This window comes from Bacteroides sp. MSK.18.37, from assembly GCF_019129155.2.
Classification (GTDB): Bacteria; Bacteroidota; Bacteroidia; order Bacteroidales; family Bacteroidaceae; genus Bacteroides; species Bacteroides ovatus.
Window position 1 is genome coordinate 1,297,228 of record NZ_JAHOIB020000001.1, and the last position, 15,359, is coordinate 1,312,586.

At 44.8% G+C, this 15,359-nt stretch carries 14 protein-coding genes; 7 read left to right on the forward strand and 7 right to left on the reverse strand.

All coding sequences use genetic code 11. The features are described 5' to 3' along the window. Positions 1 to 82: 82 nt before the first annotated feature. The 3 genes from imm9 to KSX81_RS05535 all read right to left on the reverse strand — a co-directional run bounded on the left by imm9 (position 83) and on the right by KSX81_RS05535 (position 5,620). The gene (gene imm9, locus KSX81_RS05525) at positions 83 to 589 is read right to left on the reverse strand and encodes an Imm9 family immunity protein (RefSeq protein ID WP_004296812.1); all 507 of its coding nucleotides are present in this window, start codon (positions 587 to 589) and stop codon (positions 83 to 85) included. A 233-nt stretch (positions 590 to 822) separates the two neighbouring features. Continuing rightward, a complete protein-coding gene (locus tag KSX81_RS05530; RefSeq protein ID WP_217725612.1) occupies positions 823 to 3,072 on the reverse strand; it encodes an inorganic phosphate transporter in 2,250 nt (749 codons plus the stop codon). A gap of 460 nt (positions 3,073 to 3,532) precedes the next feature. Further along, positions 3,533 to 5,620 carry an RNA degradosome polyphosphate kinase gene (locus tag KSX81_RS05535; protein WP_217725611.1) on the reverse strand — a complete coding sequence of 696 codons (2,088 nt, stop codon included), beginning with the start codon at positions 5,618 to 5,620 and terminating at the stop codon, positions 3,533 to 3,535. A gap of 55 nt (positions 5,621 to 5,675) precedes the next feature. Here KSX81_RS05535 and KSX81_RS05540 point away from each other — a divergent pair, with 55 nt between their 5' ends. The 3 genes from KSX81_RS05540 (at position 5,676) to rfbB (ending at position 8,297) form a co-directional block, all read left to right on the forward strand. Then, entirely contained in the window at positions 5,676 to 6,170 is a 495-nt protein-coding gene (locus tag KSX81_RS05540; RefSeq protein WP_004296807.1) for a metallophosphoesterase family protein, read from the forward strand. 99 nt (positions 6,171 to 6,269) lie between these two features. Beyond that, positions 6,270 to 7,139 carry a glucose-1-phosphate thymidylyltransferase RfbA gene (gene rfbA / locus KSX81_RS05545; protein WP_004296806.1) on the forward strand — a complete coding sequence of 290 codons (870 nt, stop codon included), beginning with the start codon at positions 6,270 to 6,272 and terminating at the stop codon, positions 7,137 to 7,139. A gap of 21 nt (positions 7,140 to 7,160) precedes the next feature. Beyond that, the gene (gene rfbB / locus KSX81_RS05550; RefSeq protein ID WP_004308968.1) at positions 7,161 to 8,297 is read left to right on the forward strand and encodes a dTDP-glucose 4,6-dehydratase; all 1,137 of its coding nucleotides are present in this window, start codon (positions 7,161 to 7,163) and stop codon (positions 8,295 to 8,297) included. Between the two features lie 3 nt (positions 8,298 to 8,300). Here rfbB and KSX81_RS05555 read toward each other — a convergent pair whose 3' ends face one another. Beyond that, positions 8,301 to 9,194: a 1,4-dihydroxy-2-naphthoate polyprenyltransferase gene (locus KSX81_RS05555; RefSeq protein ID WP_004296804.1), complete on the reverse strand. Its 894-nt coding sequence runs from the start codon at positions 9,192 to 9,194 to the stop codon at positions 8,301 to 8,303. Between the two features lie 88 nt (positions 9,195 to 9,282). Here KSX81_RS05555 and KSX81_RS05560 point away from each other — a divergent pair, with 88 nt between their 5' ends. Next, positions 9,283 to 10,344, forward strand: a complete 1,062-nt coding sequence (locus tag KSX81_RS05560) for a metallophosphoesterase (RefSeq protein ID WP_004306886.1) — start codon at positions 9,283 to 9,285, stop codon at positions 10,342 to 10,344. A gap of 199 nt (positions 10,345 to 10,543) precedes the next feature. Then, positions 10,544 to 11,833, forward strand: a complete 1,290-nt coding sequence (locus KSX81_RS05565; protein WP_004296802.1) for an ATP-binding protein — start codon at positions 10,544 to 10,546, stop codon at positions 11,831 to 11,833. 18 nt (positions 11,834 to 11,851) lie between these two features. Here KSX81_RS05565 and nadD read toward each other — a convergent pair whose 3' ends face one another. Genes nadD through KSX81_RS05580 form a run of 3 tightly spaced genes read right to left on the reverse strand, consistent with a single transcriptional unit; the run spans position 11,852 to position 13,909 of the window. Beyond that, the gene (gene nadD, locus KSX81_RS05570; protein WP_004296801.1) at positions 11,852 to 12,421 is read right to left on the reverse strand and encodes a nicotinate (nicotinamide) nucleotide adenylyltransferase; all 570 of its coding nucleotides are present in this window, start codon (positions 12,419 to 12,421) and stop codon (positions 11,852 to 11,854) included. After that, positions 12,418 to 12,984 carry a guanylate kinase gene (gene gmk, locus KSX81_RS05575; RefSeq protein WP_008776350.1) on the reverse strand — a complete coding sequence of 189 codons (567 nt, stop codon included), beginning with the start codon at positions 12,982 to 12,984 and terminating at the stop codon, positions 12,418 to 12,420. Before gmk ends, nadD begins: the two co-directional genes overlap by 4 nt. Positions 12,985 to 13,027: 43 nt before the next feature. Continuing rightward, positions 13,028 to 13,909 (reverse strand): YicC/YloC family endoribonuclease, encoded by an 882-nt coding sequence (locus tag KSX81_RS05580; protein ID WP_004296799.1) that lies wholly within the window; start codon positions 13,907 to 13,909, stop codon positions 13,028 to 13,030. Positions 13,910 to 13,998: 89 nt separating this feature from the next. On the opposite strand from KSX81_RS05580, the gene tsaB reads away from it, so the two are divergent. Next, positions 13,999 to 14,688, forward strand: coding sequence for a tRNA (adenosine(37)-N6)-threonylcarbamoyltransferase complex dimerization subunit type 1 TsaB (gene tsaB / locus KSX81_RS05585; RefSeq protein WP_004306883.1), 690 nt, complete (start codon positions 13,999 to 14,001; stop codon positions 14,686 to 14,688). 36 nt (positions 14,689 to 14,724) lie between these two features. Beyond that, a complete protein-coding gene (locus KSX81_RS05590; RefSeq protein WP_004296797.1) occupies positions 14,725 to 15,336 on the forward strand; it encodes a DUF4290 domain-containing protein in 612 nt (203 codons plus the stop codon). Positions 15,337 to 15,359 lie beyond the last annotated feature (23 nt).

Genomic DNA, 15,359 nt, shown 5'->3' on the forward strand with positions numbered 1-15,359 from the left:
ACCAACAAAGATACGTTTTCCTGCCGGGATAAGCAAGTTTAATCCCTATGAAAAAGAAGTTTGATTACAATTCAGTTACTTATCACCGTTTCTTTACTTTATATCCTTTCAGGGTAAAACCAACTTCAAACAGGTTCAAAAGGGCTATCCGGATGTTATCTTCTATATAGGTCTCCATATTATCATATTTTGCAAAGTTGACGGGAAGGAGTCTGTTATTCCTCCTAAAGCTTTCATCCGGTATTTTACCGGTAAAACGTCCTTTCTTCTTCACTCCCCAACGAATGGTTTTACTACAAGGAAGAGGTATACCTATCGTCAGTACTTTTTCTTTAGTTACCGTATCGGTGATTCCATGTTTCCAGATACTGATATGGTTGGCTCCCAAATAAGTGCCGATATAAAGGACAACGGTCAGCGTCCAATCGTCCAAAGCCTCATCGGTTTGAATACCATTCACCAAATCAGAGAAATAGCCTTCAACCATTTCTCTGTCAAAACAGTTTAGTTCAGGCCATTCACATTTCTCAAACAGTTGATGCACATTGACAGGAACCAGTAAGGTGGTTATTTCTAACTGATATTTCATTCATTTCGTTTTTATATCATTGCATCTAAAATCGTCTCAAGTATCTTATCGACTATAAATATACAATTTTACCAGATCAAATACTAAAGAATAGAGCTTTTTTAAACCTATTTCTGAAAAAGAAAGGACTGTTTGATACACCCCCTCCTATGTAAACAGGGTTTATCAGACAGTCCTTTCCTCGCAGATTATGATTCGTCCGTTATTCTGTGGACGATCCTTGCTTTTCGTCCTTACGGCATTTCAGTTTCTATCTGGAATTTACGGCTTACTTTCATCAAATTGATGGTATAAGTGACTACGTTCTGTGCTTCCTGAACCATCGTGAGATACACCATGCTTACCCGGATGCTTCCTGATTGGCTTTGGATGCGTTGCAGTTCCTTACGTTTCAATAGTGAAAGCTGTCCGTTGAGGTCGTTGGCACGACGGATTTCTTCTTCGAAGTCGTTGTACTCGTTGTTTTCCATTTTCTTACGACACTGCTGAATCAGATAGGTGATATCTTCGGAAACATCGCTGAATTCACCTTTCTGGATGGCGTCCAATGGGTTGAAGTTGTTGTCGATATGTTCGAGGCAAGGTTCGCAGAGGCGGGAAATACTGTAGACCAATTCGCTGGCGAAGTCGTTGCCTTGATAGTAATAAAGTCCTTTTTCGAGTACGGTGTTATTGTCGAGACGACACATGGCGACGGTGCCCGAACGTTTCATCTGTTTGATGAGCTGTTTCTCAAATTTAGTGGACCCCATGGCACGACGCAATCCTCGCAGATTTTCATGAAGGAATGAAGTGACAGTCAGTTCGAAATTTGTTTCTGCATATTCCAATACTTTGGAAAGTTCTTCGCGGGTGTGCTTACGCATCAGTTGCAGGGCTTCTGTGCTGTCTGTGGTTTGCATCAGTTGCTTCAGCGTTTCGTTACCTTGTTCTTTCGCTTTGCGTTTCTTGTACATCACCTGGCTACGGATCAAGATGAATACAGCTATACCGATGAGGGCGATGATAGAGATGTTACCTCCATAATGGAGTACGAGAGCTACGAAGAAACAGATGGTGAAGGCGGCTCCGGCGGTGATGAACCAGCCTCCGATGACGCTTAATACGCCGGTGATACGGTAAACGGCTGAATCACGTCCCCAGGCGCGGTCGGCCAAAGAAGTACCCATAGCTACCATGAAGGTTACGTAGGTGGTGGAAAGGGGAAGTTTCAGGGAGGTTCCCAAGACGATGAGCAGACCGGCCAATACCAGGTTGACAGAAGCGCGGACAAGGTCGAAAGCAGCTCCGTCGGCAATGATTGCTTCGTCTTTGCGGAAGCGGGAGTCAAGCCATTTTTTGCTGCCGTCCGGCATTATTCGGGAGATTCCATTGGCAAGTGTCATGCTGATGCGGACTACTGTGCGGGCGATCGGAGTACTTCCGAATGCTTCTTCTCCTTCATCTTGGCGGGAAAGGTCGACAGATGTTTTAATTACAGCATGTGCTTTTTTAGAGGTGCAGAGGGCGTAGACCATGACGGCTCCGGCTCCGATAAGAAAATACCACGGTGTTTTAGCAGGTCCCAGCAAGGAGGTCATCAGGAAGCCGTTCGGATTTCCTTCTCCGTTGGCGGTGTAATCTAAAAAAGAGGAGAAACCTGCGAGGGGAACGCCAATAAAGTTGACAAGGTCGTTACCGGCAAAAGCGAGAGCCAGAGCGAAGGTTCCCATCAGTACGACGACTTTGAAAACATTGATTTTCATCCAGTGAAGGATTTGCATCAGTACGGTGAAGAATACAAAGAAAACGGTGATTAGCATCAGTGTGTTGTCTTGTATCCAGTGTTTGTTTTCAGAGGTCATGAAGGAGCTGTCTTTCAGTCCTTTGATAAGCATGAAATAGATGATGGCAGTAGCGGCTATCCCCCCAAAGAGGGCGATGCTGTATTTCATCTTTTTCGTATAGTTGAAAGTGAATATCACACGGGCAAGCCATTGTACAAGCATTCCGAAGAAGAAGGCGATAGCGACGGAGACGAAGATCGCCATGATGACGGAGAGGGCTTTGTCGGTGTTTATGAGGTCGCCCAGACCGAGGGTATCGCTATTATGTACTTTGATAAGTGAGAGGGCAAAGGTACCTCCGAGTAGTTCAAAGACTAGTGAAACGGTGGTAGAGGTAGGCATCCCCATGGAGTTGAATACGTCCAGCAGTACTACGTCGGTCAACATGACGGCCAGCAGAATGCACATGATTTCGGCAAAGTAGAAGTGCTCGGGCTGGTAGATGCCGTGCCGGGCAATGTCCATCATACCGTTGGACAGGGAAGCGCCAATGAATATACCAATACCGGCTATGAAAAGAATGGTTTTAAACGAAGCGGCCTTGGCGCCTACCGCAGAGTTCAAAAAGTTAACTGCATCATTACTGACTCCGACTATCAGATCGAAAACAGCTAGTACAAAGAGGAAGATGATAATGCATAAATAAATAGTCTCCATAATAAATATATGTGTATGTTGTTTCCGGCTGCAAAGGACGGGATTTGACGTTGCAGGGAGGTGTCATACATGTTACATTTATGTTACAATCATCTTTCTTTTGTCTTGAAACAAAAGAAAGAAGCAAAGAAAAATTCAAGGCTGACTTTTTTCTCCTACTCGCTCCCTGCACTGCGCTAAAGGGCAGAAACTCGCTACGCTCAAACAGTCTGCCCTTTTTGACGCTCCGTTACGGGGGCTCGCTTGACGGAGAAAAAAGTAGGCCGGAGGGGCGTGCGGGGTGGGCGTTGTGGAGGAGGTTGCATGAGATGTCGGTGTGGTTGTTGCGAGGGAAGCCATGTAGTAAGGGCGTATAACGGGGGATGTGCAGCGGGAACGTTGCGGGAAGGCCGTGTGGGGCGTTGTAAGTTGCAGGACACGGGTATGGGATTCTTATGTTAGTTAATTAGTTGGTTGTTTTTTAGTTATTTGTTTTGTTTAACCAGTCATAGAAGGTGTATTGGGCTCGTACAGCGGGGGTGCCGGGCGCTCTTTTTTTGAATATATTTCGCAGGTTGTCGTCTACCCAGCAGGCTTTTTGGTTGTCGGCGAGCTGGATATTAAGCATTTCGATGAGGCTGTCACGCAGGTCGGGGGCGAGAATGGGGGTGATGGCTTCGATGCGGCGGTAGAGGTTACGACGCATCCAGTCGGGGGAGCCCATGAAGACTTTGGGTTTGCCGTCGTTGCCGAAGTACCAGATGCGGGCGTGTTCGAGGAAACTGTCTACAATACGGGTGACACGAATGTTACGACTGTATGACTGTCCGGGGATAAGACAACAGATTCCACGGACGATGAGGTCTATTTGTACGCCGTGTTCGGAGGCTTCGTAGAGACGGTCAATCATGGCGGGGTCTTGGAGGGCGTTCATTTTTAGGATGATACGGCCTTGTTTGCCTTCGTCGGCGAGGGCGATTTCCCAATCAATCAGGCGGTTCAATTCGGGGATGAGGTTGAAACGGGCGACAAGAAGGGTGGTGAACTTCGGGTCTTCTTTGCCTTGCAGGGTGCGGAAGAGGTTATAGAGGTCGGCCACTATCTTCGGACGGCAGGTGAAAAGGCCACAGTCGGCGTAGAGGGTGGCGGTCTTTTCATTAAAGTTACCGGTGCTGATATAGGCGTAGCTGGGTATTTTTTCACCGTTCAGTCCGCGGCGGCGGATAAGGGCTACTTTGGCGTGTACTTTCAGACCGGGTATGCTGTATATTATTTTAATGCCGGCGGCTTGCATCATTTCGGCCGTGGCAAGGTTGTTTTCTTCGTCGAAACGGGCTTTCAGTTCCACGAATACGGTGACTTTCTTGCCGTTTTGGGCGGCGGCTATCAGGGTGTTGATGACGGCGGAGTTTTCAGCTACGCGGTATTGGGTTACCATGATTTCACGGGTTTCCGGGTTGTGCACGGCTTCATACAGGAAGTGGATGAAGTGCTCGAAAGAGTGATAAGGGTAATATAATAACAGGTCCTTCTTGGCGACGTAGTTGAAGATAGATTCTTTTTCGTCGAGGATGGTCAGCTTCATTGGCTTCGGCTTTTCGAAGCTGTGAAGAGATTTGTTCGGGTTGGGAAGATGACGCAGGTCTTCAAGATTCAGGTGCTTGTCGCCGGGGACAAGTTCATCGCGCTGAATATGGAAGGCGTCTACCAGAAAGTTCAGAAAGTCATGAGGCATACCACGGTCGTAGACGAAACGGCAGACGTCACCGATCTTACGTTTCTTCACTTTCTTCTTGAGTTGAGCGACAAGGTCGGCACTGCTGGCGGTGTCGTCAATTAATATGTCAGCGTCACGGGAGATTTTGATGCAGTAGCTGGAATCAACATCGTAGCCGGGGAAAATAAGGTTGAGGTTTGCCTTGATTATATCTTCGGTAAACATCAGGTAATGGTTTTTCTCGCGGGATGGAAGTTCGATGAAGCGGGGCACTTTGGCGTAGGGTTGCTTCATCACGAAGTAAAGAGGTTGCCGGGATTCTGTTAGACTGGTAGTTCCTTCATTTCCTTCTTTCTTCGGATAAACTCGTATGGCCAGGTAAAGGCGATTATCCCGCAGGAAGGAGACTATTTTATCTTTGGATACAGGCACAGGCTGCAGGTAGGGAAAAATTTCTTCCCGGAAAAAGTCTTTAATAAACTGCTGGTGGAACGGTTCTACATGTCTGTCCTGATAAAAGATGATGTGATTCTTGCGCAGGGCAGGTAGTAGTTTCTCTTCATAAATGCGTACACGGTCATCCAGCTGGCGGGTGACTTCTTTATTTATTTCTTCTACCAGTTCGCGGGCGGATTGTACGGTTTCTTCATCACTTTCCGTAGCGCCGGAGGCAACAGCTTTATGGTCGGCTACACGGATTTTGTAGAACTCTTCGAGGTTGGAAGAGTAGATAGAGATGAAGTTGATACGTTCGTAGAGCGGTAGACGCTCGTCCAGAGCCTCCAACAATACGCGATAATTAAATGAGAGCCAACTAATATCTCGCTTGAAATAATTATATTTGCTTTCCATGTGCTTTAAGATTTTTCCAAATATAGTATCTTTGTGGGATTAAACAAAGAAATTTATGACAAGAATTGGATTATTATCTGATACTCACGCTTACTGGGACGAGAAATATCTGGAATATTTTGAACCGTGTGACGAAATCTGGCATGCCGGAGACATCGGTTCGCTGGAAGTAGCGGAAAAGTTAGCCGCCTTCCGTCCATTCCGGGCGGTATATGGAAATATTGACGGACAGGAAATCAGAAAGCTGTATCCGCAAATAAACCGTTTCACGGTGGATGGTGCAGAAGTGCTGATTAAACATATCGGCGGTTATCCGGGGAAATACGATCCTTCCATCATCGGCAGTCTGATGGCACGTCCGCCCAAACTTTTTATCAGCGGACATTCTCATATATTAAAGGTGAAATATGATAAAACACTGGATATGTTGCATATTAATCCGGGAGCTGCCGGCATGTCCGGTTTCCACAAGGTACGGACTTTGGTACGTTTTGTTATCAACCAGGGGGCCTTTCAGGACTTGGAAGTCATCGAATTGGCGGACAAATAAAATAAATGTTCCTGCCAGATTGAAAAATTATTTTAAAATTTTGCCACGTCGGAATTCTTTCCGACCTTTGCACGCAGTTAATGAATAACTCAGACGAACATGAAAGGAATTATTCTAGCCGGTGGTAGTGCCACCCGACTTTATCCGCTCTCTAAAGCGATTTCCAAACAAATCATGCCTGTGTATGACAAGCCGATGATTTATTATCCGTTGTCAACACTTATGTTGGCAGGAATACGCGAAGTGTTGATTATTTCGACTCCACGCGACTTGCCGATGTTCCGCGACTTGTTGGGAACGGGTGAGGAACTGGGTATGTCTTTCTCCTATAAAATTCAGGAACAACCTAACGGACTGGCACAAGCTTTCGTATTGGGAGCCGATTTCCTGAACGGCGAACCGGGCTGTCTGATTCTTGGGGATAATATGTTTTACGGACAGGGCTTCTCCGCCATGCTCCGCCGGGCTGCCAATATAGAAAAGGGCGCCTGCATCTTCGGTTACTACGTGAAAGACCCGCGCGCTTATGGTGTAGTGGAATTTGACGAACAGGGAAAAGTGATTTCACTGGAAGAAAAGCCGGAAGTGCCGAAAAGTAATTATGCCGTTCCGGGACTTTATTTCTACGATGCCAGTGTGACGGAAAAAGCAGCGGCTCTTCGTCCTTCAGCACGTGGAGAGTATGAGATAACAGACTTGAACCGTCTGTATCTGGAAGAAGGTACATTGAAAGTGGAACTCTTCGGACGCGGATTTGCATGGCTCGATACGGGTAACTGCGACAGTCTGCTGGAAGCTTCCAACTTCGTGGCCACTATTCAGAACCGCCAAGGTTTTTACGTCAGCTGTATTGAAGAAATCGCCTGGCGTCAGGGATGGATTCCGACGGAGCAGTTGCTTCTACTGGGTCAACAGCTCGAAAAAACCGAGTATGGAAAGTACCTTATCGAATTGGCTAAACAATCCTAAAATCAACATAAAGAATAAAATATGAAAACTTATCTAGTGACCGGTGCCGCAGGATTTATCGGGGCAAATTACATCAAGTACATCTTAGCCAAACATAACGACATCAAAGTCGTGATATTGGACGCTTTGACGTATGCAGGTAACTTAGGAACGATTGCCAAAGACATCGACAACGAACGCTGTGTCTTTATCAAAGGAGACATTTGTAGCCGCGATGTGGTAGACGGTCTTTTTGCTGAGTATCGTTTTGACTATGTGGTGAATTTCGCTGCCGAGAGCCATGTGGACCGCAGCATTGAAAATCCGCAGCTGTTTCTGATTACCAACATTCTCGGAACACAGAACTTACTGGATTGTGCACGCCGTGCATGGGTGATGGGGAAAGACGAACAAGGATATCCGACCTGGAGAAAAGGTGTACGCTATCATCAGGTATCTACCGATGAGGTGTATGGCTCATTGGGAGCCGAAGGGTATTTCACTGAAGCAACTCCGCTTTGTCCTCACAGCCCATACAGTGCTTCTAAGACAAGTGCAGACATGGTGGTAATGGCTTACCACGACACTTATAAAATGCCGGTAACGATTACCCGTTGCTCCAACAACTACGGTCCGTACCACTTCCCGGAAAAATTGATTCCGTTGATTATCAAGAATATCCTCGAAGGAAAGCATCTCCCCGTCTACGGTGACGGTAGCAATGTGCGCGACTGGCTTTATGTGGAAGACCACTGCAAAGCAATCGACCTCGTTGTGCGTGAAGGTCAAGACGGAGAAGTGTACAACGTTGGTGGACACAACGAGAAAACAAACCTCGAAATCGTGAAACTGACAATTTCGACTATCCACCGTCTGATGGCAGAAAATCCCGAATATCGTCAAGTTCTCAAAAAGAAAGTGAAAGACGAAAACGGAGACATTTCAATCGACTGGATCAACGAAGATCTGATTACTTTCGTTAAAGACCGTCTGGGACACGACCAACGTTATGCTATCGACCCCACCAAGATAACAAATGCCTTAGGATGGTATCCCGAAACTAAATTCGAGGTCGGTATCGTAAAGACAATCGAATGGTATTTAGCCAACCAAGCTTGGGTGGAAGAAGTTACCAGCGGAGATTATCAGGGTTACTACGAAAAGATGTACGGGAAATGATTCTCAATTTATCAACATTCCTATTGCAATAAGAATACCCATAAGCAGCATATTACGCGAAGTCTCGCCTAATATGCTGTTTAATTTTTTACCGCTGTATATTTTCACCATCCGTTTCCAGGTAAGGAAATGAGGGATCAGATAAAGTTGCGGAAGAAAAGCGGCGTAGAAATGACCTTCACGAAGGAAACACAAGCAGAGAAGAGAAGCGGTAATCCCCAGCATCAAATAAAAATAGCGACCGAATTTCTCGCCAAAACGAACGATCACTGTCCTTTTTCCACTGCGTGCATCCGCTTCGCGGTCACGATAATTATTGACTACCAACAATGTATCGATAAGCAGTCCGCAGATTAAAGAGGCGATAGTGACATCCGGTGTCCAAGTTAGCGCCTGTACGTAATATGTTCCGCCTACGGGTACAAAGCCGAAAAAGACAATCACCAATACATCGCCCCAACCGTTGTAAGAAAGAGGATAAGGACCGGTGGTATAAAGAAAGGCAAATAACACACAAAGCACTCCTACGATAATCAATTCCCACCCGGCAAAGAAGAGCAACGTACAGCCGATAAGGCAGGCAAGAGCAACCGTAATAATAATCCCGGTTTTCATCGCTTGCGGAGAAATCCATCCTTGCGCACAAGCACGTTCGGGGCCTAACCGGTCTTCCCGGTCTGTTCCTTTGAGGAAGTCGAAAAGGTCATTGATGAAATTAGCGGCAATTTGCATCAGACTTGCAAACAGACAGCAGATCAGTGCAGGCAACCAGTGAAAACGTCCGTCCATTGCAGCAAGAGCAGTACCTATCATAACCGGAGTTATGGCCCCTGTCAGCGTTTTGGGACGTGCAGCTAATATCCATGCTTGTAGCGAGTTACGCTTTACTTCTTCCATACTTTAATATATTATAAATAGTTTTGACGGACAAAGATACATGATTTTTCGTATCTTTGCACCCCGAAAAACTTCAAACTAAGAGAAGATGAAGAAAATAAAAACAATCTACCCTGTTATCCTGTTGACATTGCTTTTGCTGGTTTCCTGTAAGTCGAAAAAGAATATGGTGGCTACCTTGCCACGCCCTGTTTTAAATTCAGATTCTATTTATCCGGATACGGCTAATGCCATAGCCGGGTTATTCTCCCCCGACCACTCGCAACTCAAAGAGCTGAATGTTTCCAAAAACAAAAAGCAGAATACAAAGGAAAAGACTTCTACCGATACACACGAATCGTCGGATCTGGTACTGCGGGGAACAAAAATCACTTCTTCCAGCGTAGATGTATCTTCTGTCTATACCGGAGTGGACCGTGTAGTAAAATATGACTTTACACACCGCGATGTTCCCGAAGCCTTTGAAGGTTTCCGTATCGCTTTCATTTCCGACTTACACTACAAAAGTCTGCTGAAAGAAAAAGGCCTGAACGACCTTGTCCGCCTACTGATTGCTCAAAAGGCTGATGTGCTTCTAATGGGTGGTGACTATCAGGAAGGTTGTGAATATGTGGAACCTTTGTTTTCCGCACTGGCACGCGTAAAAACACCGATGGGCACTTATGGGGTAATGGGCAATAACGACTACGAACGTTGCCACGACGATATTGTGAATACAATGAAACATTACGGCATGCGTCCGTTAGAACATGAAGTAGATACGCTTCGTAAAGACGGGCAGCAGATCATTATCGCTGGAGTGCGCAATCCTTTTGATCTGGGGCGCAACGGAGTATCGCCTACTCTGGCACTCTCTCCCAAAGATTTTGTCATCTTACTGGTTCATACTCCGGATTACATCGAAGATGTTTCAGTAGCTAACACCGACCTTGCCCTGGCAGGACACACCCACGGCGGACAAGTCCGTGTATTCGGAGTTGCCCCGGCACTTAACTCACACTATGGCAATCGTTTCATCACCGGACTGGCATATAATTCTGCAAAAATACCTTTGATTATAACAAACGGAATAGGAACCTCCAAATTACCAATCCGTGTTGGCGCTCCGGCGGAAATCATCGTTATTACTCTTCATCGATTAACGGAGTAAAGTATCGTAGCTTGGTATGAAAAAACAACCCGAATAGTAGCATCCTACATTTTAAGGTACGACTTTCTGTGATATACCACACTTTTAGGATACGACTTTTTGTTAAAGATCACATTTTTAAGGTACGACTTTTTTTGTTAATATCCCTTTTAATGCTTACATTTGCATCTATAAGTAGCTGATAATAAAAGAAAGAAGTATGAGAAGAGATGCAATGCAAGAATTGTATGACTGGAAAGAAAAGTCTACACGAAAGCCTTTGATTATTCGCGGAGCCCGTCAGGTAGGAAAGACATGGCTCATGAAAGAGTTTGCGGCTACTGCTTACAAACAGTTTGCTTACATCAACTTCGAAGACAATGAAGTGATGAAGGAGATTTTCCAAAAAGATTTTGATATCGAACGTATTTTAATGGCTATCCAATTAGTTACCGGAAAAGTAGTAAATACGGATACTTTAATTCTTTTTGACGAGCTTCAGGAAGCTCCACGCGGTTTGACAGCTATGAAGTATTTCCAAGAGAAAGCACCACAGTATCATGTCATTGCAGCTGGTTCTTTATTGGGGATCGCGATGCATCAAAATGATTCTTTCCCAGTAGGAAAAGTCGATTTTATAGACTTATATCCACTTTCTTTTTCCGAGTTTTTAGAAGCTATCGGACAAGAACCTTTTGCCAGCTTGCTCGCTAAACAAGATTGGAACCTGATTTCTACCTTCCGCTCTAAACTCACCGACTTCCTTAAACAGTATTATTTCGTAGGAGGAATGCCTGAAGTAGTCAATGCCTTTATTGAACACAAAGACTATACCGAAGTCCGCCAGTTACAACAAAATATACTGGATTCTTATGATCGTGATTTCTCCAAACATGCTCCTATTGCCGAAGTACCCAGAATTCGTATGGTATGGCGTTCGATTCCGGCACAGTTGGCAAAAGAAAATCGCAAATTCATTTATGGAGTTATAAAAGAAGGAGCAAGAGCCAAAGATTTTGAACTGGCTATGGAATGGTTGATAGATGCCGGCCTTATTTATAAAGTAAACCGGGTAAAGAAAGGTGGAATACCTTTATCGGCATACGAAGATTTTTCTGCATTCAAGCTATTTATGCTGGATACCGGATTAATGGGAGCAATGAGCGGACTCCCCCCACAGGCATTATTGGAAGGAAATATTTTATTTACCGATTATAAAGGAGCAATTACCGAACAATATGTGTTACAACAACTGAAATCGGTGAAAGGCTTGAATATTTATTACTGGTCTTCAGATACTTCCAAAGGAGAGTTGGATTTTCTATTGCAAAAAGAAATCTATATTATTCCGGTTGAAGTGAAAGCAGAAGAAAACTTACAGTCGAAAAGTCTGCGTTCTTTTGTTGAAAAAAATCCAGGACTACATGGCATTCGTTTTTCCATGTCAGATTACCGGCAACAGGAGTGGCTGACAAATTATCCGTTATATTCTGTCGGATATATATTTTAATATATTCAAAGACGTATATTATCTTTCTTTTATAGTCTCCCAGACCTTTGGATGCACAAAGTATCGAACATCTTTCCCTGCATCCAATGCTTCTCGAATAAAAGTAGAACTGATTTCAAATACAGGAGAATGAACAAGACGCACCGTTTCCGGCAATTCCTCCTCTTTGACGGGAAAGCCGGGACGGGGGTAAATAAGAATCTGATTCTCTTTAATGATACGTTCGGACTGATACCAATATCCAAAACGTTCCCAATTATCGGAACCGATAATGAAATAAAACTCGCGATCGGGAAATGCCTCACGCAGTTTCTCCAACGTATATACGCTATATGAGGGGCGAGGCAAATGAAACTCAAAATCTGAAGCCTGAAAACGAGGATAGTCACTGATGCTCAACTTTACCAGTTCGAGACGTAATTCATCATTCCATAACTTCTCCTGTGCTTTCAAAGGATTCTGCGGACTCACCATAAACCAGATTTCATCCAATCCTTCATACTCACAAAGGTAGTTGGCTAGAGCAAGATGTCCGATGTGAATCGGATTGAATGATCCGCTGAAGATTCCGGTTTTCTGCTTATTCATTGTTCCAAAAACTCTTTGATAACTTTCAAAGCTTCCGCTTTAGCAGTTTCCAAATTATCATTGACAATCACACAATCGAATTGCGAAGCAAAACCCAATTCATATTCCGCCTTAGCGATGCGACTTTCAATCACTTCCGGCGCATCCGTTCCACGTCCTTCCAACCGGCAGCGTAATTCTTCCACCGAAGGCGGCTGGATAAACACCGACAACGCACGATCGCCATAAAACTTCTTGATATTGCATCCGCCAACCACATCTACGTCAAACACCACATTCTGACCCGCTTCCAATTGCTTTTCTACCTGCGCTTTCAGCGTTCCGTAATAACGGTCCTTATACACCTCCTCATACTCCAGAAATTCGTTGTTCTCAATGCGTTGGCGAAATTCTTCCGGCGTAAGGAAGAAATATTCAACCCCATGCTGCTCCGTTCCACGCGGAGGACGGCTGGTAGCAGAAATAGAAAACGCTAAATTCAAGTTCTGCGTCAGCAGATAATTGATTATAGTAGATTTGCCCGAACCCGACGGAGCAGAGAAAATAATTAGCTTACCGGTCATAAGTTTAATGAAGAATTAAGAATTAAAAATGATAGATACTGTTTTACATCACGTTCAGCACCTGTTCCTTAATCTGTTCCAGTTCATCCTTCATCTGAACTACGATCTTCTGCATTTCAGCATGATTGGACTTGCTGCCTAACGTATTGATCTCCCGACCCATTTCCTGGGCGATAAAACCAAGCTTCTTACCCTGTCCGCTACCACTTTCCATCGTGCTGATGAAATATTTCAGATGGTTGCTAAGACGTTGTTTTTCCTCGTTGACATCCAGTTTTTCGATGTAGTAAATCAGTTCCTGTTCCAGACGATTCTTGTCGTAGTCTACGCTTAACGTCTTTTCGAGAGCATCAGTGATGCGTTCCTTCACTTTCTCTACACGTTCTTTCTCGTAAGGAGTAATCTGTTCGAGCAAACTGTTGATGTTGGCAATCTTCTCACGGAATTTCTTTTCCAATGCAGCCCCCTCCTGTTTGCGGAAATCGACCAAATGACTGATGGCTTCAAGTATGGTAGCATGCACCATGCTCCATTCCTCTTCCGTCAGTTCCTGAATTTCCGTTTTCGTCATCACGTCCGGCATGCGGAGTAATAGTTGGAGCCAGTCTTCCGGTGCGGGACAAGGAATCCCCAGTTCGCGGCTTATCGAATCCAACTGGCTATAATAACTTTTCAGTACATCCTTATTGATGGGAGCAGCATCCGCACCCTCCTTCTTCTCTATCCACAGGCTGAAGTCAGCTTTTCCACGTTCCAGAACTTTAGAAATCTCATTACGGATTTCAATCTCTTTTTCACGATACGCCGGAGCGATGCGAGTGGACAAATCCATTGCCTTGCTGTTGAGCGACTTGATTTCTACATTTATTTTTTTATCAGGAAGTTCGGCCGTAGCTTTACCGTATCCTGTCATAGACTGTATCATAACCTTAAAGTTTTGTGCAAAAGTACACGAATATTTTAAGAATTGGAAATAATCATGTAAATTTGCGACAATTTAATAAGCTGATTTTTATGTCGTGTATACTGAATATTGAAACCTCTACCTCTGTTTGCTCGGTAGCGGCCAGTCAAGACGGACAGACGATTTTTGTGAAAGAAGACTTGAAAGGCCCTTCACACGCCGTGTCTTTAGGAGTTTTTGTAGATGAAGCATTGTCGTTCATAGACAGTCATGCCATCCCTTTGGATGCCGTTGCAGTGAGTTGCGGACCGGGTTCGTACACCGGACTCCGAATCGGGGTTTCTATGGCGAAAGGAATTTGTTACGGGCGCAATATCCCCTTGATCGGTATCCCGACGCTGGAAGTATTGAGTGTTCCGGTGCTGTTGTATCACGACTTGCCCGAAAACGCTTTGCTTTGTCCGATGATCGACGCCCGCCGCATGGAAGTATATGCAGCCGTCTATGACCGTCGTCTACAAGTGAAACGTACAGTTGCCGCCGACATCGTAGATGAGAACTCTTACCTGGAGTTCCTGAACGAACAACCGGTTTATTTCTTTGGAAACGGAGCCGACAAATGCCGCGAACAGATCACGCATCCGAACGCACATTTTATCGACAATATCCATCCGTTGGCTAAAATGATGTTCCCACTGGCAGAAAAAGCAGTGGCCGATGAAGACTATAAAGACGTGGCTTACTTCGAACCTTTCTACCTGAAAGAATTCGTTGCCTCCATGCCGAAAAAGCTTCTTTAATTTTTTAATTTTTAATTCTCAATTTTAATTTAACAAATGCAATACAATACTCAACAGAAAAGAATGCCGCTTCCCGAATACGGACGTAGCATCCAGAACATGGTAGATTATGCGTTGACCATTCAGGATCGTGCAGAACGTCAGCGTTGTGCCAACACCATCATCAACATTATGGGAAATATGTTCCCCCATTTGCGTGATGTACCCGATTTCAAGCACAAGCTTTGGGACCACCTGGCTATCATGTCCGGTTTTGAGCTGGATATTGACTATCCGTATGAAATCATCCGCAAGGATAATCTGGTGACCCGCCCGGACCATATCCCCTACTCCACCGCCCGTATGCGTTACCGTCACTACGGACATACGCTGGAAGTACTGATAAAAAAAGCGATCGAATTCCCTGAAGGAAACGAAAAGAGAAACCTGATCGCTCTTATCTGCAACCACATGAAGAAGGATTACCTGGCATGGAACAAAGATACAGTGGACGACAAAAAGATTGCCGAAGACCTGTACGAACTGTCTAACGGGGAACTCCAAATGACCGACGATATCGTCCGGCTGATGGCAGAACGCCTGAATCAGAACTACCGTCCGAAGACGAACTATACCAACAATCGTCAAAACAATAAAAGAAGATACTAAAACACTTTATACTTAATACTAAA

Bases quoted from the DNA above. Each gene is read 5' to 3' on its own strand.
- rfbA (WP_004296806.1), top strand. From the start codon at position 6,270: ATGAAAGGAATTATTCTAGCCGGTGGTAGTGCCACCCGACTTTATCCG.
- KSX81_RS05590 (WP_004296797.1), top strand. From the start codon at position 14,725: ATGCAATACAATACTCAACAGAAAAGAATGCCGCTTCCCGAATACGGA.
- KSX81_RS05580 (WP_004296799.1), bottom strand. From the start codon at position 13,909: ATGATACAGTCTATGACAGGATACGGTAAAGCTACGGCCGAACTTCCT.
- gmk (WP_008776350.1), bottom strand. From the start codon at position 12,984: ATGACCGGTAAGCTAATTATTTTCTCTGCTCCGTCGGGTTCGGGCAAA.
- imm9 (WP_004296812.1), bottom strand. From the start codon at position 589: ATGAAATATCAGTTAGAAATAACCACCTTACTGGTTCCTGTCAATGTG.
- tsaB (WP_004306883.1), top strand. From the start codon at position 13,999: ATGTCGTGTATACTGAATATTGAAACCTCTACCTCTGTTTGCTCGGTA.
- rfbB (WP_004308968.1), top strand. From the start codon at position 7,161: ATGAAAACTTATCTAGTGACCGGTGCCGCAGGATTTATCGGGGCAAAT.
- KSX81_RS05540 (WP_004296807.1), top strand. From the start codon at position 5,676: ATGACAAGAATTGGATTATTATCTGATACTCACGCTTACTGGGACGAG.
- KSX81_RS05535 (WP_217725611.1), bottom strand. From the start codon at position 5,620: ATGGAAAGCAAATATAATTATTTCAAGCGAGATATTAGTTGGCTCTCA.
- KSX81_RS05530 (WP_217725612.1), bottom strand. From the start codon at position 3,072: ATGGAGACTATTTATTTATGCATTATCATCTTCCTCTTTGTACTAGCT.
- KSX81_RS05560 (WP_004306886.1), top strand. From the start codon at position 9,283: ATGAAGAAAATAAAAACAATCTACCCTGTTATCCTGTTGACATTGCTT.
- KSX81_RS05565 (WP_004296802.1), top strand. From the start codon at position 10,544: ATGAGAAGAGATGCAATGCAAGAATTGTATGACTGGAAAGAAAAGTCT.
- nadD (WP_004296801.1), bottom strand. From the start codon at position 12,421: ATGAATAAGCAGAAAACCGGAATCTTCAGCGGATCATTCAATCCGATT.
- KSX81_RS05555 (WP_004296804.1), bottom strand. From the start codon at position 9,194: ATGGAAGAAGTAAAGCGTAACTCGCTACAAGCATGGATATTAGCTGCA.